This is a genomic window from Enterobacter hormaechei subsp. hoffmannii (assembly GCF_001729745.1).
GTDB classification, from domain to species: Bacteria; Pseudomonadota; Gammaproteobacteria; order Enterobacterales; family Enterobacteriaceae; genus Enterobacter; species Enterobacter intestinihominis.
Genome location: NZ_CP017186.1, coordinates 2,375,670 through 2,401,086, shown reverse-complemented (window position 1 = coordinate 2,401,086; position 25,417 = coordinate 2,375,670). Strand labels below are relative to the sequence as shown.

Sequence of the window (25,417 nt, the reverse complement as noted above, 5' to 3'; positions counted from 1 at the left end):
GCCATTGAGCGGCTGACAGTTTTACGCGATTCTCACTGCTACAGCAAGCGCTCTTTAGGTAAAGCGTGTGGTTATTCCTCTTTGCCAAGCGCCACGCGAAGACGGTCCAGCCAGCCATTAAAAGCGCCGTGGGTTAACAGGTTAATTGCCTTGCCCGGTGGGATACCGGCCTCCGTGAGAGGCGTTAACTGGGCGGCGCTAAAACGATCGGGAGACGTAAGCAGCAGCGTATGGGCGGCTGAGAGCAATGCAGATGGCTGGGCTTCGCTTTGTGGGTGGTTAACCAGTATCTCGCCCGTCAGATTCAGCAGCATCGGCTCATGGCAGAGAACCGGCGTGAGCGCTGAAAGCGCAGGTTCGGCCTGCCAGCGTGAGAGCGCCTCAAGTTGAACCGCACTGGCATATTTTAGTTCGACTACGGGCTGGGTGGCTGTCCATCGGGTAAAGCTCAGCGGTAGTGTATGGGGCTGAATGTGGTGTCCCGGTAGCCAGCGTACCGGATGGCCAAGCAGCGCCTGAAACACTGCAACCGCCCGCGCCTGAAAACCAGTAAAGCCGATGATCTGGTTGATAAGCACAATGTCATACGTTGTCAGTCCCACCTCATCAAGCTGAGTTTGCGCTTTATCGTCAATGACGTCCGGAGAGCTCGCCAGCTGGCGGGCATACTGAGTGATTTCTGCAAGGCGTCGATTGCTTTCCCGGGAAGAGTCGGGGCCCGGAAGGGGGGCGAGGAGCGCCGCGTAGTGGTTACAGAGCCGCTGGACGCCACACGCCTGGGAAACCGTCAACGCCGTGCTCAGTCTGTCGTAGGCGCTAAGCGTGTGCAGACGGTTTACGGGAGTATCGAGTGGGAATAAGAGGCGGCACAACGTTCGGGCTGGCGTAAGCCACCCACAACAGCTTGCGGCAATGTCGTCAGGCAGGGCTAAATCGAGCAAAAAACGATCGTCGACGTTAGCGGCTTCAGGCACCAGCGGCAGAACGTCCGTCTGCGAATGATTCGACTGGGTTTCGTGATACCAGTGGCCTTTGCCGGAAAAACGGCGTTGTTCCATGGGCGTTCCTTGATCTCAAAATGGCGATCAATATCCTGGCGTAAGGCGGATGAGGGGAAAAATATTGTTAGGTGATAACAAATAGCAGAACGGAATAACGAAGTGCGGGGAGGGGAGAAAACTCTCTTCCCAGGCGGGAAGAGAGTAACAGACTTATTTGATTTCCAGCTCATTCATGGCAGCGATGTTGAAGCCGCCGTCCACGTGAACCACTTCGCCGGAGATACCCGCGGAAAGGTCAGAGCACAGGAATGCCGCAGAGTTACCCACATCTTCGATGGTAACGGTACGACGAATCGGGGTAACCGCTTCGCAATGTGCCAGCATTTTACGGAAATCTTTGATACCGGAAGCGGCCAGAGTACGGATTGGACCCGCAGAAATTGCGTTAACACGCACGCCTTCAGGACCCATTGCGTTCGCCATATAGCGCACGTTGGCTTCCAGAGACGCTTTCGCCAGACCCATAACGTTGTAGTTAGGGATAGCGCGTTCTGCGCCCAGGTAGGACAGGGTCAGCAGGGCTGCGCCCGGGTTCAGCATCGCGCGGCAGGATTTTGCCATCGCAACGAAGCTGTAGGAGCTGATGTCATGGGCGATTTTGAAGCCATCACGGGTAACCGCGTTCACGTAGTCGCCGTCCAGCTGGTCGCCCGGAGCGAAGCCGATGGAGTGAACGAAACCGTCGAATTTCGGCCATGCTTTAGCCAGTTCAGCAAACATGCCATCAATGCTTTCGTCTTGTGCAACGTCACATTCCAGAACAATGCTGGAACCCAGCTGCGCGGCAAATTCTTCAACACGGCCTTTCAGCTTGTCGTTCTGGTAGGTGAACGCCAGCTCAGCGCCTTCGCGATGCATAGCCTGTGCGATGCCGTATGCGATGGACAGTTTGCTGGCAACGCCAGTTACCAGAATGCGCTTACCGGAAAGAAAACCCATAGCTTTAATCCTTATATTCATTGCTTATTTTGCCTTGTAATTCATAGCGTTACAGGCAGTATTTCAAAATCATTCGAAATTAGCTCGAAATTATAGCCCACTCACAGCCCCTTGTGTCACGATATTTCTCGCTCACGTGCCGTGGCTGGGCGCACGAAAGACGTTGAACTGACTCTTTATCAGGCTATTTCGTGTGTATTCCAGCAGTATATCACCAGGTGCTGGGTTCGCCTCATCCAACCAGAGGTTGGCCAGAAGCTTCACGCTAAGACGGCCGGATATTAATTCGCTGGCGAGGGGATTCGGGCAATAACCTTAATTTCAAAATCAAATCCGGCCAGCCAGTTAACGCCGATAGCCGTCCAGTTTGGGTAAGGTGGCTGTGGAAACACCAGTTTTTTCACCTCCATGATGACGGGGAACTGGTTTTCTGGATCGGTATGAAACGTCGTGACATCAATCAGATCGTCAAAAGTGCATCCTGCGGCGGCCAAAGTCGCCTGTAAATTATCGAATGCCAACTGCACCTGAGCGGCGAAATCAGGCTCAGGCGTGCCATCGCTGCGGCTGCCGACCTGACCGGAAACAAATAACAGATCGCCAGAGCGAATGGCAGCCGAATAGCCATGCTCCTCATAAAGGGCATGTCGATTGGCAGGGAAGACAGGATTACGTGGATGCATGGCATTTCCTTTTCTGTCAGAGGCGTTGTTGTGGTTACTTAAGAGAAGTAACATACGCAATGTATGTGAAAAAATGTAATTCACATACGCCGCGTATGTCAAATTAAAAATATCGCTTTTATAGGAAGTTCTATGGCTACAAAACGTCGTGCTGAAACAGCTCAGGAAAATCGCGAAAAATTGATTCATGCGGCGCGAAAGGCGTTTGCTGAGAAAGGCTTTGCTGCAGCGTCGATGGATGAACTGACGGCAAGCGTGGGGTTAACGCGCGGTGCGCTGTATCATAATTTCAGAGATAAGAAAGGGTTACTGGCGGCGGTGGTCGCGCAGATAGACAGCGAAATGGCGGGCAACGCGAAAGCCGTTGCCGCGGCCACAGACGATGATTGGGAGAGACTGCTGGCGGAAGGCATCGCCTACATCAACATGGCGCTCGTTCCGGAAGTTCAGCGTATCGTGCTTCTTGACGGTCCGGCCGTTCTGGGCGATCCGGCGCAATGGCCCAGCCAGAACAGCTGTCTTGAGTCGACCCGCCAGACCATCGAAAAATTAATCGAACGCAACGTGCTTAAAAAAATGGATGCGAAAGTCGCAGCCCATCTGTTGAACGGCGTTGCGCTGAATGCTGCCTTGATGATTGCCGCGAGTGATGAGCCGCAGAAGACGCTGCCGCATGCCATCGAGGTGTTTACTCTGCTGGCAAGCGGGTTACGCAACGGCTAACGATCTTTCCGCCACGCATCGGCCGTCAATGCTTCACCAAAGTGTCCGGCAATCAGGCGTTTTGTCAGGTCGTGGAGCGGGGAGGCCAGCACGTCAGCGGTACTGCCGCGCTCAACGACTTCACCCTGGTGCATCACCAGCACCTGATCGCTGATGTGCTTCATCATGCCCAGGTGCTGAGTCACGTAGATATACGATATCCCCTGCTTTTCCTGTAGCTCCAGCATCAGGTTGATGAGTTGCGAACGCATCGACATGTCCAGCGACGCCAGCGCTTCGTCGGCGATAATGACCTTCGGGCGCAGGATCAGCGCGCGGGCCAGTCCGAGACGCTGTTTTTGGCCCGGGGCCAGCATGTGGGGGTAATAGCTGACATGGTCGGGCAGGAGACCTACCAGACGCAGGGTTTCGACAATCCGTTTGCGACGTGCTTCCGGCTCCAGGTCGGTATTCAACCGCAGCGGGAAATCCAGGATCTGCGAAATACGCTGGCGCGGGTTGAGGGACGTTGACGGATCCTGAAAAATCATCCGAATGCGCTGGCTGCGGAAAGAGTAGTCACCAAATTCCAGAGGATGATCGTCAATCAGTATTTCACCGCCGCTTGGCTCAACCATACCCGCGAGCATTTTTGCCAGGGTCGATTTGCCCGAGCCGTTTTCACCGATAATCGCCAGCGTCTGCTTTTCGCGCAGCGTAAAGCTCAGCGGTTTAACCGCCTCGACGGTCTGACGGTGAAACAGGCCGGTGCGATAGCGAAAGGTCTTACTCAGGTTACGCACTTCCAGTAAGGTTTCGACCATTTCACTCTCTCTCCATGTTCAGCGGGAAATGACAGGCAAACAGATGATTTTTCGGCCCTGTCAGGCGCGGTGTTTCAATGCATTTACGCTGAGCATACGGGCAACGCGGACCCAGACGGCAGCCAATGGGCAGCGATTCCAGCAGCGGTATCGCGCCAGGCAGAGTATTCAGACGGCTCTTGTGTGGCATTGCGCTGCCGAAATCAGGGATCGCCCTGATCAGCGCCTGCGTGTAGGGATGATGCGGCGTCGTCACCAGGTCTTCACTTGGCGCGGTTTCTACCGTTTGTCCGCAATACATCACGTCAATTTTATCCGCCCACTTGCTCAACATTTGCAGGTCATGGCTGATCAGCAAAATGGTGGTGTTGTTATTCTGGTTCAGACGCGTGAGCAGGCGGAAAATCTGCGCCTGAGTCGTTGGCTCCATCGCGTTCGTCGGTTCGTCCGCAATCAGCAGACGCGGCTGATTGGCCAGGGCGATAGCAATCATCACTTTCTGGCATTCACCGTCGGTCAGTTCGTAGGGGAAACTGCGCATCGCGTCTTTATGGTCTTTGATCCCCACACGGTGCAATAGCTCAATGGCACGGCGTTTACGCCAGCCGAAACGCTGCCACCAGCGGCCTTTATAGGTCCACCCGGGGATGTTCTGCATCAGCTGTTTCCCGACGCGCTCGGACGGATCGAGACAGGATTGCGGCTCCTGAAAAATCATCGAGACGTTATGGCCCACCAGTTTACGGCGTTCGCGTGGGGAGAGACGCAACAGATCGATGTCGTCGAAACGCATACGGTCGGCGGTCACCCGCCAGTTGTCCTTTGCCACGCCGCAAATGGCTTTGGCGATTAGACTCTTACCGGAACCCGATTCGCCCACCAGCCCGCGTATTTCGCCCTCAGCGAGCGTAATACTGATGCGATCCACCGCTTTAACCCAGCCTTCGCCCGTTTTAATTTCGATCGTGAGGTTGCGGATATCAAGTAACGGCATTATTGCACCCCCGCATTGATTGCGCGGCGGATCCCGTCGCCAAGCAGGTTAACGAGCAGAACGCTCACCATAATGGCCGCGCCCGGCAGCATGACCGTCCACGGCGCAACGTAAATCAGCTCCAGCGCATCGCCGAGCATTGCGCCCCATTCCGGGGAGGGGAGCTGTGCGCCCAGGTCCAGGAAGCCCAGCGCTGCGATATCAAGAATCGCCATCGACAGAGCGCGGGTGATCTCCGTCACCAGCCCGGCGGCAATGTTAGGCAGCACGGCAAACCACAAAATATTAAACGTGGTGGCGCCGTCCAGACGGGCGGCGACGACATATTCTTTCTCCAGTTCGTCGTGAACCAGGCTGTAAACCGATCGCACCATGCGGGGCAGAATGGCCAGCCAGACGGCGAACATCGCATGTGTGAGGTGCGGCCCCGCGAAGGCCACGACGATAATCGCCAGCAACAGCGAAGGAATCGAGAGCAAGGTATCAAGAATATGATTAAGCACGGCAGACCGCAGCCCGTGGGTTGAGCCGGCAAAAATGCCCAGCGCAAGGCCGCATATCGCGGCGGCAAGGGTGACCACGAACGCGCCGCCTACCGTAGGTGCGGCGCCGCTCAGTAAACGACTTAGCACGTCGCGTCCGAGATCGTCAGTCCCCAGGAAGAACGAAACCTCCCCGTAACGCGACCACGATGGCGGTAAAAGCTGATAACCAAGGAACTGCTGATCGATGCCATACGGCGCAAACCACGAACCCAAAACACACAGCAACACGAGGCCAATGCAGCCGTAAAAGCCGATCATCGCCGTGGTGTCGCCGTAGAAATTACGCCACACGGTGCGTAGCGCACCAGGCGTGCGCTTTTCGCTGTAGACGTTATCGTAAGGCATACCATTCCTTATGCTTCAACGGGTTGGCCATGGCACCCAAAATATCGGAAACAACGTTAACAATAATAACCAGCGAGCCAATCACCATCACTCCGGCGGAGATCGCAGCGTAATCCTGCTGGCGAATGGCGTTGATCATCCAGCGTCCAAGGCCCGGCCAGCTGAAAACCATCTCGGTGATCATCGCCAGCGTCAGCATGGTTGAGAATTGCAGCCCAAGCCGTGGGATTACCGGCGGCAACGCATTGTGCAGCACATGGCGACGTAGAATCGTCAGGCGAGACAGTCCGCGTGTGGCGGCGGCTTTCACATAGTTTTGATCGAAGACTTCGATAGTGCTGATGCGCATCAGGCGGATCACTTCGGTCGTCGGTGCGACGGCCAGCGTGAGCACTGGCAGCACCATATGGCGCAGGGCGCTCACGATCATTTCGTCGCGCCAGACTGAATCGGAAAGCCAGGCGTCAACGATGGCGAAGCCGCTCACCGTTTGCACGTTATATAGCAGGTCGAAACGGCCAGACACCGGAAGCCAGCCTAACGTCAGTGAAAAGAAGAGGGTAAGCAGCAGCGCCAGCCAGAAAACAGGGATGGAAAAGCCAATTAAGGCAAGCGCGCTGATGAATTTATCCTGCCATTTATTGCGATAAATTCCCGCCAGCATCCCCACCGGGATCCCCACCATGAGGGCAAAGCCAAAGGCGAGTATACACAGCTCCATGGTGGCCGGGAAAACCATCTTCAGCTGCTCAGAGATGAGCTGTCCGTTGATGCTGGACACGCCAAAATCCCAGTGCAACAGGCCGTTAAACCAGAACAGCCAGGCGTCCCAGAGGGATGAGCCCTGAAGCGGGGCGTGCGGCGTAAAGTAGCTAAGGCTAAAGCCGACAAAGGTCAGGAAGAACAGGGTGACCAGCAGTAACAGCAGCCGCCGCAAGGTAAATATAATCATGGTTTTTTCACCTCTTGTTCTTTCTCACGAGTCACGCCCGCGAAGGAGGCGTTACCAAACGGGCTGAGTACCAGCCCTTTTATATCGTAACGGTAGGCCTGAAGGCGCAGGGAAGAGGCAAGCGGCAACACGGGAAGCTCTCTGGCCAGAATATCTTGCGCTTCATCGTAGGCCTCAATGCGTGAAGCAAGCTGTTGAGATGAGAGGGCTTTTTGCAGCACAGCATCAAATTCCCGGTTACACCAGTGGGCGTAGTTGGTCTGGGAGTTGATCGCCGCACAGCTCAGCAGCGGACGGAAGAAGCTGTCCGGGTCGTTACTGTCGGTAGACCAGCCAGCCAGCGTTAAGTCGTGATTCATGTCCATCAGACGCGCCTCCTGGAAACGGCCTTCGACAGGAACGATGATCACCTTCACGCCCACCTGGGCCATATCTGCCTGCAACAGTTCGGCGGTTTTCAGCGGGCTGGGGTTCCACGCCTGAGAGCTGGTGGGTACCCACAGCTGAAGCGTCAGGTTTTCTGCCCCCAGTGCTTTAAGCTGTTCGCGCGCTTTCGCCGGATTATATTCCGTGATCTTCGCCTCGCCGTCATAGGCCCAGGAGGCGCGGGGCAGAATAGAGGCGGCGGTTTCCGCGGTGCCGTAATAAATCGACTGCATCAGACGCTGATTGTTGATCGCTAACGCCAGCGCATGGCGCACGGCCGGATTATTCAGCGGTGGCTTATCGGTGTTAAACGCCAGATAGGCGATGTTCATTCCCGGGCGTAGGGTCAGGCGCAGGCGGGGGTCGTCGCGCAAAATAGTCAACTGGCTGGCCGCAGGCCACGCAAGGACGTCGCACTCACCGGTCAGCAGTTTGGAGAGGCGGCCTGTTCCACCTGAACCCAGATCGACAATAACCTGCGGCATCAGCGGTTTGCCGCGCCAGAAATGATCGTGTCGTTGCAGGCGAATGTATTGTCCGGCGCGGTACTCAGCTAACTGGAAGGGTCCTGTGCCCACAGGCTCACGATCGAGACGTTCCTGACGATCCTTTTTCGTCAGCTGATCCGCGTATTCGGCTGACATGACGGACGCGTAGTGCGTCGCCAGGTGCCAGAGGAATGAGGCGTCCGGGCGCGTCAGGCGAAACTCAACCGTGCGGTTATCCAGCTTACGAACGCTTTTGACCGTGTCCGCGAATTGCAGACTGTCGAAGTAGGGGAAGTTTCCGCCATTAACGTTATGCCACGGATGATTGCGGTTGAATATGCGCTGGAAGGTGAAAACCACGTCATCCGCGTTGAGTTTACGGGTTGGCGTAAACCACGGGGTGTGCTGAAAGGCGACATCATCGCGTAGACGAAAGCGGTATGTAGCGCCGTTATCAAGCACTTCCCAACTTTCAGCAAGCTCCGGAACCAGCCGATAGGTATAAGGATCGACGTCGAGCAGGCGATCGTAAATCTGTGCGGCCAGCGTATCAACAATCACGCCGCTCCCCGCCTTTTGCGGGTTAAAGGTATCAACTTGCCCGCTGACGCAATAGACGAAACCACTATCACGAATATCAGGAGGCGCAGTACGATCGGGCGCAGCAAAGGCCAGATTGCTGAACAGACCGAGTGCAAACAGGGATGATAAAACCAGGCGCATAGTTTTTAAGGTTTTTAGATTCGATCTGCAAAGTGTATCGCACTTACGCCTGCTTCGTAAAAATGTCTGGGGGTAAGTGCTGATAATGTCAGCGCATTTGATGTTTTTTGAGCAATGCCCTTAACTGATGGTAGGTCAGACCCAGCAGTTCAGCTGCCCGTTTCTGGTTATATTTCGCCTCTTTCAGGCTCCGTTCCAGCAGTTGCTGCTCCTGCTGATGCTGGAACTGGCGTAAATCGAGCGGCAACGCCGGATCATGCTGGCGCGCCGCCGGAGCAAGGGGCTGTTTAACCTCGCGCCGAAACGGATCGAGAATAATGTTGTCCAGTTCGGTCTCGCTGCTGCCATGACGGTAAACAGACCGTTCCACCACGTTTTTCAGTTCACGGATATTCCCCGGCCAGTGGTAACCGAGCAGGGTCTCGGTGGCCTGTTCGCTGAAGCCCGGAAAGAGCGGCAGGCCCAGTTCCCGGCACATCTGAATGGCAAATTGATCGGCCAGTAGCATGATATCGCTGCGCCGCTCACGCAGCGGCGGCAATTGGACGACATCGAAAGCCAGCCGGTCCAGCAGGTCGGCGCGGAATTTATCTTCTGCCACCATCGCGGGCAGATCGGCGTTAGTGGCGCACACCAGGCGAACGTTAACCTGAAGCGGCTGACTTCCGCCAACGCGTTCCAGTTCGCCATACTCAATGACGCGCAGCAGCTTTTCCTGCACCAGCATTGGCGCGGTCGCCAGCTCGTCGAGAAAGAGCGTTCCACCGTCGGCACGTTCAAAACGACCGGGGTGCCGTTTTTGTGCGCCAGTAAACGCGCCGGCTTCATGACCGAAAAGCTCCGTGTCGAGCAGATTTTCATTCAGCGCCGCGCAGTTAAGCGAAATAAAAGGCCCGTCCCAGCGGCCAGACAGAAAGTGCAGACGGTTAGCGATAAGTTCTTTACCCGTTCCGCGCTCACCGATAATGAGCACCGGTTTATTCAGCGGCGCCAGGCGCGATACCTGCTCAAGCACTTCCAGGAAGCTGTTTGCCTCGCCAATCAAATTGTCTTTATATTCAGCCATGATGAAATTAACCACTCCTTAGTGATATTCACCAGGTGAGAATAGCCGCTGGATGGATAAATATCAATCACACTCAGTAAAATCAATAAGATAAAAAGTTGGCATGGGATTTGTATTAACTACTCAGCAGGGCATCGCCCGATAACAGAACTATGAGGATTGAATTATGGGTATTTTTTCTCGTTTTGCCGACATCGTGAACGCCAACATCAACTCGCTGCTGGAGAAAGCAGAAGATCCGCAGAAGCTGGTGCGCCTGATGATTCAGGAGATGGAAGACACGCTGGTTGAAGTACGCTCCACCTCCGCCCGCGCGCTGGCAGAGAAGAAGCAGTTAACGCGTCGTATCGAGCAGGCGACTGCCCAGCTTAACGAGTGGCAGGAAAAAGCTGAACTGGCGCTGCGCAAAGATAAAGAAGATCTGGCCCGCGCTGCGCTGATTGAGAAGCAGAAGCTGACCGATATGGTGGCCACGCTGGAACATGAAGTGACGCTGGTGGATGATACTCTGACGCGTATGAAGAAAGAGATTGGTGAGCTTGAAAACAAACTCAGCGAAACCCGTGCACGTCAACAGGCGCTGGCGCTGCGCCACCAGGCTGCAAGTTCGTCCCGCGACGTGCGTCGCCAGCTGGACAGCGGCAAACTGGATGAAGCGATGGCGCGTTTCGAATCGTTCGAACGTCGTATCGACCACATGGAAGCGGAAGCCGAAAGCCACAGCATCGGTAAGCAGAAAACCCTGGATCAGCAGTTTGCTGACCTGAAAGCCGATGATGAAATTAGCGAGCAGCTGGCGGCGCTGAAAGCCAAAATGAAGCAAGACAACCAATAATAAATCCTGCGGCACCTGAGCGTGCCGCATCGCAAGACAAGGAGTACACATGAGCGCGCTTTTTCTGGCAATACCCCTGACAATTTTCGTGCTGTTTGTTCTGCCCATCTGGTTATGGCTGCACTACAGCAACCGCTCTTCTCGCGGGGAGCTGTCGCAAAGCGAGCAACAGCGGCTGGCGCAGCTCTCTTCTGAGGCAAACAAAATGCGCGAACGTATTCAGGCGCTGGAAGCCATCCTGGATGCGGAACACCCGAACTGGAGGGAGCGTTAATGGCTGGACTAAATCTGAATAAAAAACTGTGGCGCATCCCGCAGCAGGGCATGGTTCGGGGCGTTTGCGCCGGGCTGGCACACTATCTGGATGTCCCGGTAAAACTGGTACGTGTGGTCACCGTATTGTCGATTTTCTTTGGCCTGGCCTTTATTACACTGGTGGCTTACATCATTCTGTCGTTTGTACTTGATCCGATGCCGGAAGGTGAGCTGGATGCGGAAAACACGCCAACCAGCAGCGATCTTCTTAACGCGGTGGATGAACAGCTGAGCGCAGGGGAGAAGCGATTGCGCGAGATGGAACGTTATGTCACCTCCGATACCTTTACGCTGAGAAGTCGTTTCCGTCAGCTTTAAGAGAGAACTTACATGAAACAAAACTGGCAACAGGCCGGTCAGAAGGTAAAACCCGGCCTGAAAATCGCAGGTAAACTGGTTCTGATGACGGCGTTACGTTATGGTCCGGCTGGTGTGGCGGGCTGGGCGATCAAGTCTGTTGCCCGTAAGCCGGTCAGAATGTTGCTGGCGGTCGCCCTGGAGCCGCTGTTACAAAAACTGGCAAAACGCGTTTCACGTCGCTACTTTTCACGCTAATCCCGCTCATATAAGCCCTTTCTCGCGCTGAGAGAGGGCATGAATTCCCCCTCTGCTTTTTCTCTTTCTTTGCGGCAGCTCACATTACTGCATTGCGCTGCTTTGAGAATGCCTTTTTCAGCCCCCTGGTCCGTTGACAGATATTTTTCATGGGAGTAGATTGCCACTCCGTGGGACCGCTACCATGGAAAATAATGTGAACGCAAAAATTAAATACCTTATCAATCATATTTACGGTGAATCATTTTCAGATGCACACCTTGACGTGTTATTAACTAAGCTTCAACAGGCGGCGGTTAATATTACGGAGAAGCGTAAGTCAGGCTGGGATGAAAAAGATGTTGTTCTGATTACCTATGCCGATCAGATCTCCGCGAAAGGGGAGAAAGCATTGCCGGTATTTACCCGGTTCTATAATGAGTGGCTTTCTCGTACTTTTTCTCATGTCCATCTTTTACCTTTCTATCCGTGGTCATCAGATGATGGTTTTTCCGTTATTGATTATCATACCGTTGCACCTGAAACGGGAAACTGGCGCGATGTCGCGGAATTAAAACAGTCAGCCAGCTTAATGTTTGATTTCGTTTGCAATCATATGTCAGCGAAAAGCGAATGGTTTGCTAATTATCTGGCGCAGAAGCCTGGTTATGAAGATTTCTTTATTTCTGTCGACCCGGAAACCGATTTATCCGCGGTGACGCGCCCACGCGCTCTACCGCTGTTGACGCCGTTTACGCTTAATGATGGCAGCGTTCGTCATTTATGGACTACATTCAGCGATGACCAGATCGATCTCAATTTCGCCTCGCCGCAGGTGCTGATTGCAATGGTTGACGTTCTGCTCCATTACCTCATGGAAGGGGCGCGTTATATCCGTCTGGATGCGGTCGGGTTTATGTGGAAAATCCCGGGAACAACCTGCATCCATCTGGAACAAACTCATTGCCTTATCCAGCTGTTCCGCGCCATTACGGACGCCGTGGCACCTGGAACGGTGATCATTACTGAGACAAATGTTCCGCACAAAGACAACATCTCTTACTTCGGTGATGGTGAAAACGAAGCCCAGATGGTCTATCAGTTTTCCTTACCTCCGCTGGTGCTGCATGCCGTTCATCGTCAGGATGTGAAAGCACTTTGCCAATGGGCGGGGTCGCTGGCACTGCCTTCTTCACACACTACATGGTTTAATTTCCTGGCCTCGCATGATGGTATCGGTTTGAATCCGCTGCGCGGCATTCTTCCGGAATCAGAGATCCTCTCGTTGGTCGAAAATCTTCAGCAGGAAGGCGCGCTGGTCAACTGGAAAAATAATCCTGACGGAACGCGAAGCCCTTATGAAATTAATGTCACCTATCTTGATGCGTTAAGTTTACAAGACAGTTCAGATGAGGAACGTATTGCACGGTTCCTCCTCGCGCATGCTGTGTTGTTAAGTTTCCCAGGCGTCCCGGCTGTTTATATTCAGAGCATTCTTGGTTCGCGGAACGATTATGAAGGCGTCGAACGCCTCGGATATAACCGCGCGATTAACCGGAAAAAATACACGGCGGGGCAGCTTGATAGCGAACTGAATAATAAGAAGAGTATTCGTTATCAAATTTATTCTCGTTTGAGTGAGTTTATCGCTATTCGTCGCGGCGAGAGGGCGTTCCATCCGGATAGTCAGGCTGCTTTCGACGCAGTGGGTAAACAAATTCTTAAAATTATTCGTGTTGCTGAAAATGGCGAGCGAATTACAGCATTATTTAATTTTAGCAATAAAATGCAGACCGTTTATGAACAAACGCTTTCTGGTAAGGAATTATTATCAGGACAGGATATTAGCGGTACGGAGCTGATCCTCAATCCATGGCAGGTAATGTGGATTAAAGAAAACTAAAAAGGACCCTAAAATGAAAATGCCAAAAATTGTGCTGTTATCAGCACTGGTTTCGTGCGCCCTGTTATCAGGCTGTAAGGACGATAAAGCATCTCAGGTCACCATTGAGTTTATGCACTCGTCGGTAGAACAGGAGCGTCAGGCCGTTATCACGAAATTGATTGAAAAATTCGAGAAAGAGAACCCGTCGATTACGGTGAAGCAGGTACCCGTTGAAGAAGATGCCTACAACACCAAGGTAATTACCCTGGCTCGTACCGGTGCGCTGCCGGAGGTGATTGAGATCAGCCATGACTACGCCAAAGTCATGGATAAAGAGCAGCTACTGGATCGTGACGCCATCGGCCGCGCCATCAAGGCGGTGGGCGAGGAGACATTTTACGACGGCATTTTACGCGTAGTTCGCACGGAAGATGGCAACGCATGGACGGGGGTGCCGGTTAGCGCCTGGCTGTCCGGCGTCTGGTATCACAAAGATGCGCTCGCGGCAGCGGGTATTGAAGAGCCGCACAACTGGGAGCAACTGCTGAAAGCCAGTCAGGCGCTCAACGATCCGGCTAAAAAACATTACGGTATCGCGCTTCCAACCGCAGAAAGCGTCATGACGGAGCAGGCTTTCTCGCAATTTGCTTTGTCAGGAGGGGCCAACGTCTTTGATGCAAACGGCAGCGTGAAAATCGATACCCCTGAGATGTCGAAAGCGCTGGAGTTTTATAGGGCACTGGCCGCGAACACCATGCCGGGCTCGAATGATGTCATGGAGATCAAAGACGCCTTCATGAACGGTTCTGCGCCTATGGCCGTTTACTCTACCTATATCCTGCCCGCGGTCTTCAAAGATGGCAATCCGGCCAACCTGGGGTTCGTTGTCCCGACGGAAAAATCATCAGCCGTGTACGGCATGATCACTTCTTTGACGATCACTACCGGCCAGACCGAAGAGGAAACGCAGGCCGCCGAGAAATTTGTCACCTGGATGGAGCAGGCTCAGAACGCCTCTGATTGGGTCATGATGTCTCCGGGCGCCGCGCTACCGGTCAATAAACTCGTGGTGGGCACTGATTCCTGGAAAAACAACGACGTTATCAAGGCCTTTGGTCAACTGCCTTACGAGCTGATTGCGCAGTTCCCGAACGTCCAGGTGTTTGGTGCCGTGGGCGACAAGAACTTTACCCGCATGGGAGATGTTACCGGGTCCGGCATTATCAGTTCCATGGTGCATAACGTGACGGTGGGACAAAAAGATCTCAGTGCGACGTTAAGCAACAGCCAGAAGAAACTGACTGACCTGATATCACAACGATAGGAGCGCTTTGCGAAGGGAATTATGAAGACGTTGTTTTCTGGTCGTTCAGATATGCCTTTCGCCATGCTGCTGTTGGCCCCCAGCCTGATTTTGCTGGGGGGCCTGGTGGCCTGGCCAATGATTTCTAACATTGAAATCAGTTTTTTACGTTTACCGCTGAATCCGCGTATTGATGCGGTGTTCGTCGGTCTGGATAACTACATTCGCATCCTGGGCGATGCTGCGTTCTGGCACTCCCTGTGGATGACGTTCTGGTATACGGCGCTGGTGGTGATCGGCAGCACCGGACTGGGGCTGGCCGTAGCGATCTTCTTTAACCGTGAATTCCGCATGCGGAAAACGGCACGTTCACTGGTGATACTGTCCTATGTGACGCCGTCTATTTCACTGGTATTTGCCTGGAAATACATGTTCAACAACGGCTACGGAATTGTGAACTATCTTGGCGTTGATCTGCTGCATCTCTACGATCAGGCGCCGCTGTGGTTCGATAACCCTGGCAGCAGTTTTGTCCTGGTCGTGCTGTTCGCCATCTGGCGTTACTTCCCGTATGCCTTTATCTCGTTCCTCGCGATTCTACAGACCATTGATAAATCCTTGTACGAAGCGGCAGAGATGGACGGGGCGAATGCCTGGCAGCGTTTTCGTATCGTGACGTTGCCCGCCATCATGCCGGTGCTGGCCACGGTGGTCACGCTGCGCACCATCTGGATGTTCTACATGTTTGCGGATGTTTATCTGCTCACCACCAAGGTCGACATTCTGGGCGTATATCTCTACAAAACCGCCTTTGCGTTCAATGACCTGGGTAAAGCAGCCGCCATTTCCGTTGTGCTGTTTGTGATCATATTCGCTGTCATTCTGCTGACCAGAAAAAGGGTAAACCTCAATGGCAACAAATAAACGCGTTCTGGGCCGTATCGGTTTTTATCTGGGACTGGCGGTATTCCTGATTATCACGCTGTTTCCGTTTTTTGTGATGCTGATGACATCGTTCAAAAGCGCGAAAGAGGCGATCTCACTGCACCCGACTATCCTGCCGCAGGAGTGGACGTTACAGCACTACATCGACATCTTTAACCCGCTGATTTTCCCGTTTGTGGATTATTTCCGTAACAGCATGGTGGTGTCACTGACCTCCTCTGTCATTGCGGTGTTTCTCGGTACGCTGGGCGCTTATGCGTTATCCAAACTGCGCTTTAAAGGGCGCACGACGATCAATGCGAGCTTCTACACCGTCTATATGTTCTCCGGGATCCTGCTGGTGGTGCCGCTGTTCAAAATCATCACCGCGCTCGGCATTTATGACACCGAGCTGGCGCTGATCATCACCATGGTGACGCAGACGTTGCCGACTGCGGTCTTTATGCTGCGCAGCTATTTCGACACTATCCCGGATGAGATAGAAGAAGCCGCGATGATGGACGGCCTGAACCGCCTGCAAATCATCTTCCGCATCACCGTGCCGCTGGCGATCTCGGGTCTGGTGTCAGTCTTCGTTTACTGCTTCATGGTGGCGTGGAATGACTACCTGTTCGCCTCCATTTTCCTGTCCAGCGCCAGCAACTTCACGTTGCCGGTGGGGCTGAACACGCTCTTCAGTACGCCAGATTACATCTGGGGTCGCATGATGGCGGCATCGCTTGTGACCGCACTGCCCGTTGTCATTATGTATGCCCTGTCTGAACGTTTTATTAAAAGTGGTTTGACCGCCGGCGGCGTAAAGGGCTGAGGCGGCCGATTTTAACAAGGAGTGAGTCATGAAAAAATTAGTTGCGACAGCGCCTCGTGTAGCGGCGCTGGTGGAATACGAAGATCGTCCTGTTGCAGCACATGAAGTGAAGATTCGTGCCCGTTATGGCGCCCCGAAACACGGCACCGAAGTTGTGGATTTCCGCGCGGCAAGCCCGTTCATTGATGAAGAGTTTAACGCCGAGTGGCAGATGTTTACCCCACGTGAAGAGGGGGCAGCACGCGGCATCGAATTTGGTAAATGCCAGCTGGGAAACATGATCGTCGGCGACATCATCGAATGTGGTGCGGACGTAACGGAATACCAGATCGGCGACAGCGTTTGCTGCTACGGTCCATTGCAGGAAACGGTCATCGTCAACGCGGTGAACAACTATAAGCTGCGCAAAATGCCGCAGGGCGCATCCTGGAAAAACGCCGTTTGTTACGATCCGGCTCAGTTCGCCATGAGCGGCGTGCGTGATGCTAACGTCCGCGTAGGGGATTTCGTTGTAGTTGTCGGGCTGGGCGCTATTGGCCAGATTGCGATTCAGCTGGCGAAAAAAGCTGGCGCGTCAGTGGTTATTGGTGTCGATCCTATTGAACATCGCTGTGAGATCGCCCGCCGTCACGGTGCAGACCACTGCCTGAACCCAATCGGTACCGATGTCGGTCTTGAAATTAAGAAACTGACCGGCAAGCAGGGCGCGGATGTGATCATCGAAACCAGCGGCTTTGCAGATGCGCTGCAATCTGCGCTGCGCGGACTCGCCTACGGCGGCACGATCTCTTACGTGGCTTTCGCCAAACCTTTTGCGGCAGGCTTCAACCTGGGCCGCGAAGCACACTTCAACAACGCGAAGATTGTCTTCTCCCGCGCATGCAGTGAACCCAACCCGGATTATCCACGCTGGAGTCGCAAGCGTATTGAAGAGACCTGCTGGGAATTGCTGATGAACGGTTATCTCAATTGTGAAGATCTGATCGACCCGGTCGTCACCTTCACCACCAGCCCGGAAAGCTACATGAAGTATGTCGATCAGCACCCGGAACTCAGTATCAAAATGGGCGTTACTTTTTAAGCTAAGGACAGCAAATCATGAAAATCGCAACACAAAACTAGGCCTTTTTCCCGACCACTATCATGGAAAAATTCAAATACATCAAAGCGATGGGATTTGATGGCTACGAAATAGATGGCCGGCTGCTGGTTGAACATCTCGACGAAGTGAAAGCCGCTATCAAAGCCACCGGTCTGCCGGTTACGACGGCGTGTGGCGGATACGATGGCTGGATCGGGGATTTCATCGAAGAACGCCGCCTGAACGGTCTCCAGCAGATTGAACGCATTCTGGAAGCGCTGGCAGAAGTGGGCGGCAAAGGGATTATCGTCCCGGCTGCCTGGGGGATGTTTACCTTCCGTCTGCCGCCAATGACTTCGCCACGTAGCCTGGATGGCGATCGCAAAGCGGTCAGCGCTTCCCTGCGCTGGCTGGATGAGGTAGCAGCGCGCACCGGTACTACCGTCTACCTGGAGCCGCTGAACCGCTATCAGGATCATATGATCAACACCCTGGCCGACGCGCGTCGTTATATCGAAGAGAACGGCCTGAAGCACGTGCAGATCATCGGTGATTTCTACCACATGAACATTGAAGAAGACTCACTGACGGAAGCGTTGCATCACAACCGCGATCTGCTGGGTCATGTGCATATTGCTGATAACCACCGCTATCAGCCGGGCAGCGGCAGCCTTGATTTCGCCAGCCTGTTCGGTCAGCTGCGTGCTGATAACTATCAGGGTTATGTGGTGTACGAGTGCCGGGTTCGTGCCGACGATCCGGCTCAAGCCTATCAGGACTCACTCAATTACCTGCGTGAATGCTAAGGATGACGAGCGTGATGAGTGCTTCTACACCTTTGCCTCTGCGCGTCGCCATCATTGGCGCCGGGCAGGTTGCAGACAAAGTGCATGCCTCGTATTACGCCACGCGCAGTGATGTTCAAATGGTGGCTGTCATGGACAGCCGCCTTGAGCAGGCACAGGCGTTCGCGAAACGTTATGCCATTCCAACGGCATGGCAGGACGCTCACGAGATGTTGCAGAAAGTAAAACCGGATGTGGTGAGCGTCTGTTCGCCTAACCGGTTCCATTTTGAACATGTGATGGCGGCTCTCGAAGCGGGTTGCCATGTGATGTGTGAAAAGCCGCCGGCAATGACGCCGGAACAGGCCGACCAGATGCGCATCGCGGCGCGCAAGGCAGGAAAAGTCCTTGCGTATGATTTTCATCATCGCTTTGCCCTGGACACCCAGCTCCTGCGCGATGCGGTAATGAACGGCACACTCGGTGAAATTTACTTCACTTCCGCGCAGGCGCTGCGTCGCTGCGGTGTGCCGGGGTGGGGCGTTTTCACCAATAAATCGCTCCAGGGTGGCGGGCCGCTTATCGATATCGGCATTCATATGCTGGATGCTGCGATGTACGTGTTGGGCTTCCCGGCTGTGAAGCGGGTAACCGCGCACAGCTTCCAGAGACTGGGGAACCGGAAACACAACGGTCAGTTTGGCGAATGGGATCCTACGCAGTTTACCGTGGAAGATGCCCTGTTTGGCACGATTGAATTCTGCAACGGCGGCGTTCTGCGTCTGGACACCTCCTTTGCGCTTAACATCCGCGAGCAGTCCATCATGAACGTCTCTTTCTGCGGTGAAAAGGCAGGCGCAACGCTGTTCCCGGCGCATATCTATAACGACGAAGCCGGTGTTTTAGAAACCCTTTTCCATCGTGAAGAGGCGGACGATCAGCGCCATCTGCGCAGTATGGATGCCTTCGTGCGTCATGTGCTGGGAGAGCACGTTATGATCGCTGACGCAGAACAGGGTCTGGTTATACAACAGCTTGTTGCCGCGCTTTATGAATCAGCAGAAACAGGGGAAAGCGTGACATTATGCTGAACGTGTCTGTATTAAACGATCCGGGCTTTTGTCCTCACAGCCTGAACAAATATGCCTCTGTCATGACATGCGGGAATGGATACATGGGCATTCGCGCTACGCATGAAGAAGATTACACCCAGCAGACCAGAGGCATGTATCTCGCGGGGCTTTATCATTGCGCGGGTCGCAACGAGACTACTGAGCTGGTCAATCTGCCGGATATCACCGGTATTGATGTTGAGCTTGATGGCGTCAATTTCACGCTCCTGTCAGGCGAAATTCTTGAATGGCAGCGCGAGCTGGCCTTTGCTAACGGCGAACTGCATCGCAACGTTGTCTGGCGTGCACCCGACGGGAAACGTTATCGGCTGGAGAGCCGTCGTTTTGTTTCGCTGGACCAGTTGCCCTTAGTGGCAATGCAGTTCTCGATCACACCGCTTGATGGCGACGCTCAGGCCGTGCTGAAAACCGGCATAGATGCGACACAAACGAACAGCGGCAGACAGCATCTGGATGAAATCTCGGTCAGGATCTTTGACCAGCACTACATGCAGGGCGTGTATGAAACGCAGGACCGTGCATCTGAGGTTGTGGTTTCGGCGTATTGCCAGCTCTCGACGAAAAGCGACAGCTGTTTCACCGCCAAAAACCGCCGTCTCAGCGTGCATCATTCGCTGACGATTGCTAGAGGTGACACTGTCACGCTTGAGAAGATCGTCTGGGTGGCTCATCGTAGCGAGAAAGCGCTGTCGCAGGAGTCATTCGCGCGCAACGCGCTGGCCGATCTTAAAGTCTGTGCGGCAAGAGGTTATGAGGCGTTGCTTGAAAGCTCAGCGTATGCCTGGAAAGATGTCTGGCGCGACGCACGTGTGGAAGTGACTTCCACAGAGCAACAGGATCAGCTGGCGCTGGATTACGCCGTCTGGCATCTGACGACAATGACGCCTGCTCATGATGAGCGAAGCAGTATTGCGGCGAAAGGGCTGACGGGTGAGGGGTACAAGGGGCACGTCTTCTGGGATACCGAAATTTTCCTGCTGCCGTTCCATCTGTTTACCCGCCCGCAGATTGCCCGCAGCCTGCTACGCTATCGCTGGCTTAATCTGGCAGGCGCACGGGAAAAAGCGCGCCGTAACGGTTGGCCGGGTGCATTGTTCCCGTGGGAAAGTGCGGCCAGCGGACAGGAAGAGACGCCAGAATTCGCGGCCATTAACATCCGCACCGGGGTTCGCCAGAAGGTGGCTTCCGCACTCGCTGAACATCACATCGTGGCTGATATCGCCTGGGCCGTGGTCGCTTACTGGCAGGCAACACACGACGATGCCTTTATGCGCAATGAGGGGCTGACGCTACTGATAGAAACCGCTTCGTTCTGGATGGGACGCGCGACGGAAATCAATGGTCGTCTTGAGATCCATGACGTGATCGGACCGGATGAATACACCGAGCATGTCAACAACAACGCCTACACCAACTATCTGGCCTGGCACAACGTTGCCTGCGCGCGTCAGTTTATGGCGATGTTTGGCCGTGAAGATGCGCGTTTTACGGAGAATGCCGGGAAGTTCCTGGCGCGCCTGTGGCTGCCAGAGGCCGACGCAGACGGTGTGATCCCGCAGGATGATACCTTCATGGCAAAACCTGCCATCGATCTGAGCCGCTATAAAGCCAAAGCGGGTAAGCAAACCATTTTGCTTGATTACTCTCGCGCGGAAGTGAACGAGATGCAGATCCTGAAGCAGGCCGATGTGGTGATGCTTAACTACCTGCTGCCGGAACGGTTTACGCCGCAGCAATGTGCCGCCAATCTGGCGTTCTACGAGCCACGTACGATTCATGATTCATCCCTGAGTAAAGCGATTCACGGCATTGTGCTCGCACGCTGCGGTGACACCGAGGGGGCGTATGCCTTCTGGCGTGACGGTATCGCCATCGACCTGGGGGACGACCCACACAGCAGTGATGACGGTATTCATGCTGCCGCCACCGGTGCGATCTGGTTGGGCGCTATTCAGGGGTTTGCTGGCCTGCACATTAGCGAAGGGGAGCTGCATCTTTCACCGAAACTGCCTGTTCACTGGCAGAAACTCGCCTTCCCGCTGCGGTGGCGGGACGCAACAATGCACATTAACTGTGAAAATGACCAGTTAACCATTGAGACTACCGCACCTGTCACGTTGACGCTGTGGGGTAAAACGCTGCATGTATCAGGGCGTAAAGTCTGCGCGTATAAGGACTTTCTTGCACCTGTTAATGGGACCGCTACCACGGAGGGGCGCCATGACGCTTAACGCTGTTGTATTCGATCTGGACGGGGTGATCACCGATACCGCGCATCTTCACTTTCTGGCCTGGCGCGCCGTGGCGGAGGAGATTGGTATTACCTTCGATGAAGTATTTAACGAACAGCTGAAGGGAATAAGCCGTATGGACTCCCTCCAGCGCATTCTGAAACATGGCGGGAAAGAGGGGATGTTCAGTGACGAGCAGCGCCTGGCGCTGGCAACGAAAAAAAACGCGCTTTACGTCCAGTCGCTGGCATCACTGACGCAGGATTCGCTGCTCCCGGGTATTCGCGACGTGCTGGCGGATATTCGCGCCGCGAAGGTCAAAATTGGGCTGGCATCCGTATCGCTTAATGCCCCTGGGATTTTGCACGCGTTGGGTATTCATCAGGCTTTCGATTTTTGCGCCGATGCTTCGCGCATTTGCCGCTCAAAGCCGGACCCGGAGATCTTCCTTGCAGCCTGTAAAGGACTGAACGTGCGTCCAGAAGAGGCCATTGGTATCGAAGATGCCGCCGCAGGGGTAGATGCGATCAACGCCGCAGGAATGCTGTCGGTCGGGATTGGGCCTGGCCTGAACCATGCGGGATTACAACTTCATTCAACGCAGGAACTGACCTGGGAACGCCTGACGGCGTTCTGGGCATCCCGGGCGTATTGATAAGGAATTAATAATGGCTCAACTGTCTCTGAAACACATTCAGAAAATCTATGATAACCAGGTCCACGTGGTTAAGGATTTCAATCTCGAGATTGAAGATAAAGAATTTATCGTCTTCGTCGGTCCATCGGGCTGTGGGAAATCCACGACGCTGCGAATGATTGCCGGCCTTGAGGAGATCAGCGCAGGTGAACTGATTATTGACGGGGTTTGTATGAATGATGTTCCCGCCAAGTCCCGTGATATCGCAATGGTCTTCCAGAACTATGCGCTCTATCCGCATATGACGGTCTACGACAACATGGCGTTTGGTCTGAAGATGCAAAAAATAGCACCTTCCATCATCGAAGAACGTGTTAGCTGGGCGGCCCAGATCCTGGGTTTACGCGACTATCTCCAGCGTAAACCTGGCGCATTGTCAGGTGGTCAGCGTCAGCGCGTGGCGTTAGGCAGGGCGATAGTGCGTGAAGCCGGGGTTTTCCTGATGGATGAACCGCTGTCAAACCTTGATGCCAAGCTTCGTGTGCAGATGCGCGCTGAAATCAGCAAGCTGCACCAGAAGCTCAATACCACCATGATTTACGTGACGCACGATCAGACGGAAGCCATGACCATGGCGACCCGCATCGTGATTTTAAAAGACGGCATCATCCAGCAGGTGGGCGCGCCGAAGCAGGTTTACAACGAGCCGGCGAATATGTTCGTTGCAGGCTTTATTGGTTCACCTGCGATGAACTTCATTCGTGGCGCGATCGACGACCGATACTTCGTGACGGAAACGCTGCGTCTGGAGATCCCGGAGGAGAAGCTGGCCGTACTGAATGCGCAAGGTTACCAGCGCAAAGCGGTCGTCTTTGGGATCCGTCCGGAAGACATTCTCACGCTACAGCGCAGCGGTGAAAACATCGCGGCGAAGATCAGCGTCGCTGAGCTGACTGGGGCAGAATTTATGCTTTATGCCAACGTGGGCGGGCATGAACTGGTTGTCCGTGCGGGAGCGGCGGATGATTACGTTGCAGGAGATAATATCGGCATCCAGTTCGATATGAGTAAGTGCCATTTCTTCGATGCTGATACTGAAGCAGCTATTAGATAAGAAAGGTATTCGCCGGAAATGAAAGTTTCCGGTTTTTTTGTATGTTAATTATAAAGGAATATTTTAATGAGTACTCTACTAAGAAGTGCTGCGCTCGTTCTGTGCGCAGGGGTAAGCTGCGCGCAAGCAACAGAGTCAACCAAACAGTGGGAATTTAATATTGGTGCCATGTATGAAATTGAAAACGTCGAAGGTCAGGGCGACGATAAAGATGGATTATATGAACCTTCCGTGTGGTTTAACGCCACGTATGATGCGTGGACAATTTCACTGGCGATGTATCAGGAAGGCCCGGTTGATTACAGCAGCATGACGCGCGGCACCTATTTCGATCGTCCTGAATTTGAATTACGGTATCGCTTCATTGGCACAGAGGATTTTACGCTGGGTCTTACGGGCGGTTTCCGTAATTATGGATATCATTTTAAAGATGAGCACGGTGCGAAAGACGGTAGTGCTAATATGCAGCGCTATAAAATTCAGCCTGACTGGGATGTGAAATTAACAGATGACTGGCGTTTTGGCGGTTGGTTTGCCATGTACCAGTTTGCGAATGACCTGGGAAAAACCGGTTATTCTGACAGCCGCGTCGAAACGGAAACCGGATTTACCTGGACAATAAACGAAACCGTCTCTGCAAAAGTTAACTACTATTTAGAGCGTGGCTTCAATATGGACAGTTCACGTAATAACGGTGAATTCTCCACCCAGGAGATTCGTGCCTACCTGCCTGTTTCATTAGGCCAGACAACGCTTACACCTTACACCCGTCTGGGGCTCGATCGCTGGTCAAACTGGGACTGGCAGGACGATCCAACTCGTGAAGGGCATGACTTCAACCGACTGGGTCTGCTCTATGCTTATGACTTTGCGAATGGCCTTTCCATGACGCTCGAGTATGCCTACGAATGGGAAAATCATGACGAAGGCGAGAGCGACCGCTTCCACTATGCGGGTGTCGGCGTCAATTACGCGTTCTGATGACGTTATACCAGGGGCGTTTGCCCCTGGTTTTTAGCGTAACGAAGCTGCATCTGAAAAATGTGTTTCAACCAATACCTTATGCGGCGCAGGTTTATCCGCAATGCACCTGAACAACAAATCGCAGCTCTCTTCGCCCAGCTTTTTCGTGGGGATATCAAAGCCGCCTGGTGCAGGGGTTAAAATGAGAGATAGCATCGGGTCGCTGTATCCTGCCATTGCGACCTGTTCCGGGATCGCCAGATTTAGCGCATCCGCGGCACGATAAAGACTCAGCAATTTCATGCTATCAGTCGCAAAAACCGCATCGGGCGGGTTGTCTGAGGAGAGTAGCTGGCAGGCCGCCTGAAGCGCGCTTTCATGGGTATAGCCGCCATCGATAACCCAGGTCGGGTTAATTTCGATGCCGTGTTTCTCAAGGCTGAATTTATAACCCGCCAGGCGATCGATAGAGACGTGATAATCGAGCGGGGCATGCAGGCAGGCAATTTTGGTGCGGCCATGCGTGATAAACGAGTCTGTTAATATGGCGCTGTCGCGGAAATTATCCGTGTCGACAGAATAGATATTCTGGTAATTTCCTTCCACTTTACCAATGACGACCACGGGCACACCGTATTCATCCAGCGTCGAGAAAAACGACTCGTTCGCCGGCGAGCTTAGCATGATGATGCCTTTGATCATCTTCTGCTTTATTTTACCCACGCATTTTTGCAGATCATCTTCACTGCTTTTGGACGTTTGTAAAATAACATCAAAACCTTCTTCTTCTGCTTTTGCCGTAATGGCATGCAGTACATCTGAGAAAAAGGGATTTCCTGCAGTGGTCTTGGTTGAGCGGGTCGAAATAACCATAATGGCGTCGAAGCCAGAAGAGGTGAGTGCGCGGGCAAGTTTATTAGGTTGGTAATTTAACTCATCTATCGCCTTCAACACCTTTTCACGCGCTTCAGGAGAAATATTCGTTTGTTTATTCAGAACGCGTGACACGGTTGATTTCGAAACGCCAGCAACGCGGGCAATATCATAGATGGTGGGTGACATACACCTTACTCACTCCAGACGGACAGCAATTGCGTCCA

Annotated in this window: 26 protein-coding genes; 16 read left to right on the top strand and 10 right to left on the bottom strand. The window is 53.7% G+C overall.

Translation table 11 applies throughout. The features are described 5' to 3' along the window. Positions 1-71 precede the first annotated feature (71 nt). From BFV65_RS11240 to BFV65_RS11230, 3 genes are all read right to left on the bottom strand, one after another. A complete protein-coding gene (locus BFV65_RS11240) occupies positions 72-1,058 on the bottom strand; it encodes an oxidoreductase (RefSeq protein WP_069596640.1) in 987 nt (328 codons plus the stop codon). 153 nt (positions 1,059-1,211) lie between these two features. After that, positions 1,212-2,000 (bottom strand): enoyl-ACP reductase FabI, encoded by a 789-nt coding sequence (fabI, locus tag BFV65_RS11235; protein ID WP_003856831.1) that lies wholly within the window; start codon positions 1,998-2,000, stop codon positions 1,212-1,214. A 281-nt stretch (positions 2,001-2,281) separates the two neighbouring features. Then, entirely contained in the window at positions 2,282-2,683 is a 402-nt protein-coding gene (locus tag BFV65_RS11230) for a RidA family protein (RefSeq protein WP_045308900.1), read from the bottom strand. 132 nt (positions 2,684-2,815) lie between these two features. Here BFV65_RS11230 and BFV65_RS11225 point away from each other — a divergent pair, with 132 nt between their 5' ends. Further along, positions 2,816-3,406, top strand: a complete 591-nt coding sequence (locus BFV65_RS11225) for a TetR/AcrR family transcriptional regulator (RefSeq protein ID WP_022648309.1) — start codon at positions 2,816-2,818, stop codon at positions 3,404-3,406. Here the strand turns inward: BFV65_RS11225 and sapF are convergent. From sapF to pspF, 6 genes are all read right to left on the bottom strand, one after another. Further along, a complete protein-coding gene (gene sapF, locus BFV65_RS11220; protein WP_003856838.1) occupies positions 3,403-4,209 on the bottom strand; it encodes a putrescine export ABC transporter ATP-binding protein SapF in 807 nt (268 codons plus the stop codon). The genes BFV65_RS11225 and sapF overlap by 4 nt on opposite strands. Position 4,210: 1 nt before the next feature. Next, complete coding sequence (sapD, locus tag BFV65_RS11215; RefSeq protein ID WP_003856840.1) at positions 4,211-5,203, bottom strand: putrescine export ABC transporter ATP-binding protein SapD; 993 nt, start codon at positions 5,201-5,203, stop codon at positions 4,211-4,213. Further along, the gene (gene sapC / locus BFV65_RS11210) at positions 5,203-6,093 is read right to left on the bottom strand and encodes a putrescine export ABC transporter permease SapC (RefSeq protein ID WP_003856843.1); all 891 of its coding nucleotides are present in this window, start codon (positions 6,091-6,093) and stop codon (positions 5,203-5,205) included. Before sapC ends, sapD begins: the two co-directional genes overlap by 1 nt. After that, positions 6,080-7,045 (bottom strand): putrescine export ABC transporter permease SapB, encoded by a 966-nt coding sequence (sapB, locus tag BFV65_RS11205; protein ID WP_022648308.1) that lies wholly within the window; start codon positions 7,043-7,045, stop codon positions 6,080-6,082. Before sapB ends, sapC begins: the two co-directional genes overlap by 14 nt. Beyond that, positions 7,042-8,682 (bottom strand): ABC transporter substrate-binding protein SapA, encoded by a 1,641-nt coding sequence (sapA, locus tag BFV65_RS11200; RefSeq protein ID WP_069596639.1) that lies wholly within the window; start codon positions 8,680-8,682, stop codon positions 7,042-7,044. The genes sapB and sapA overlap by 4 nt, the downstream gene beginning before the upstream one ends. Positions 8,683-8,770: 88 nt before the next feature. Beyond that, positions 8,771-9,763, bottom strand: coding sequence for a phage shock protein operon transcriptional activator (gene pspF / locus BFV65_RS11195; RefSeq protein ID WP_169819292.1), 993 nt, complete (start codon positions 9,761-9,763; stop codon positions 8,771-8,773). Positions 9,764-9,914: 151 nt separating this feature from the next. On the opposite strand from pspF, the gene pspA reads away from it, so the two are divergent. The 15 genes from pspA to BFV65_RS11120 all read left to right on the top strand — a co-directional run bounded on the left by pspA (position 9,915) and on the right by BFV65_RS11120 (position 24,335). Next, positions 9,915-10,583 carry a phage shock protein PspA gene (pspA, locus tag BFV65_RS11190; RefSeq protein ID WP_022651342.1) on the top strand — a complete coding sequence of 223 codons (669 nt, stop codon included), beginning with the start codon at positions 9,915-9,917 and terminating at the stop codon, positions 10,581-10,583. Between the two features lie 49 nt (positions 10,584-10,632). Beyond that, positions 10,633-10,857: an envelope stress response membrane protein PspB gene (gene pspB, locus BFV65_RS11185; protein ID WP_022648304.1), complete on the top strand. Its 225-nt coding sequence runs from the start codon at positions 10,633-10,635 to the stop codon at positions 10,855-10,857. Continuing rightward, a complete protein-coding gene (pspC, locus tag BFV65_RS11180) occupies positions 10,857-11,216 on the top strand; it encodes an envelope stress response membrane protein PspC (protein WP_006810819.1) in 360 nt (119 codons plus the stop codon). The genes pspB and pspC overlap by 1 nt, the downstream gene beginning before the upstream one ends. A 12-nt stretch (positions 11,217-11,228) precedes the next feature. Further along, positions 11,229-11,453 (top strand): phage shock protein PspD, encoded by a 225-nt coding sequence (gene pspD / locus BFV65_RS11175; protein WP_006810818.1) that lies wholly within the window; start codon positions 11,229-11,231, stop codon positions 11,451-11,453. Between the two features lie 184 nt (positions 11,454-11,637). Continuing rightward, entirely contained in the window at positions 11,638-13,335 is a 1,698-nt protein-coding gene (locus BFV65_RS11170) for a sugar phosphorylase (RefSeq protein WP_045308902.1), read from the top strand. A 13-nt stretch (positions 13,336-13,348) separates the two neighbouring features. Continuing rightward, complete coding sequence (locus BFV65_RS11165) at positions 13,349-14,641, top strand: ABC transporter substrate-binding protein (protein ID WP_069596637.1); 1,293 nt, start codon at positions 13,349-13,351, stop codon at positions 14,639-14,641. 21 nt (positions 14,642-14,662) lie between these two features. Then, positions 14,663-15,544, top strand: a complete 882-nt coding sequence (locus tag BFV65_RS11160) for a carbohydrate ABC transporter permease (protein ID WP_022648300.1) — start codon at positions 14,663-14,665, stop codon at positions 15,542-15,544. Beyond that, a complete protein-coding gene (locus BFV65_RS11155) occupies positions 15,531-16,373 on the top strand; it encodes a carbohydrate ABC transporter permease (protein WP_003856865.1) in 843 nt (280 codons plus the stop codon). The genes BFV65_RS11160 and BFV65_RS11155 overlap by 14 nt, the downstream gene beginning before the upstream one ends. A 28-nt stretch (positions 16,374-16,401) precedes the next feature. Then, positions 16,402-17,454 (top strand): D-guloside 3-dehydrogenase, encoded by a 1,053-nt coding sequence (locus BFV65_RS11150; RefSeq protein ID WP_069596636.1) that lies wholly within the window; start codon positions 16,402-16,404, stop codon positions 17,452-17,454. A 62-nt stretch (positions 17,455-17,516) separates the two neighbouring features. After that, a complete protein-coding gene (locus tag BFV65_RS11145) occupies positions 17,517-18,260 on the top strand; it encodes a 3-dehydro-D-guloside 4-epimerase (RefSeq protein ID WP_236724036.1) in 744 nt (247 codons plus the stop codon). 11 nt (positions 18,261-18,271) lie between these two features. Beyond that, positions 18,272-19,330: a D-glucoside 3-dehydrogenase gene (locus BFV65_RS11140; RefSeq protein WP_113788074.1), complete on the top strand. Its 1,059-nt coding sequence runs from the start codon at positions 18,272-18,274 to the stop codon at positions 19,328-19,330. Beyond that, positions 19,324-21,603: a glycoside hydrolase family 65 protein gene (locus tag BFV65_RS11135; protein ID WP_069596635.1), complete on the top strand. Its 2,280-nt coding sequence runs from the start codon at positions 19,324-19,326 to the stop codon at positions 21,601-21,603. Before BFV65_RS11140 ends, BFV65_RS11135 begins: the two co-directional genes overlap by 7 nt. Continuing rightward, positions 21,593-22,258: a beta-phosphoglucomutase gene (pgmB, locus tag BFV65_RS11130; protein WP_022648295.1), complete on the top strand. Its 666-nt coding sequence runs from the start codon at positions 21,593-21,595 to the stop codon at positions 22,256-22,258. The genes BFV65_RS11135 and pgmB overlap by 11 nt, the downstream gene beginning before the upstream one ends. A gap of 13 nt (positions 22,259-22,271) precedes the next feature. Beyond that, positions 22,272-23,354: an ABC transporter ATP-binding protein gene (locus BFV65_RS11125; protein ID WP_022648294.1), complete on the top strand. Its 1,083-nt coding sequence runs from the start codon at positions 22,272-22,274 to the stop codon at positions 23,352-23,354. A 66-nt stretch (positions 23,355-23,420) separates the two neighbouring features. After that, on the top strand, positions 23,421-24,335 hold the full coding sequence (locus tag BFV65_RS11120; protein WP_023300241.1) for an OmpG family monomeric porin: 915 nt from the start codon (positions 23,421-23,423) through the stop codon (positions 24,333-24,335). 33 nt (positions 24,336-24,368) lie between these two features. On the opposite strand, the gene BFV65_RS11115 is transcribed toward BFV65_RS11120, so the two are convergent. Beyond that, on the bottom strand, positions 24,369-25,379 hold the full coding sequence (locus tag BFV65_RS11115; RefSeq protein ID WP_022648292.1) for a LacI family DNA-binding transcriptional regulator: 1,011 nt from the start codon (positions 25,377-25,379) through the stop codon (positions 24,369-24,371). Between the last annotated feature and the right edge of the window lie 38 nt (positions 25,380-25,417).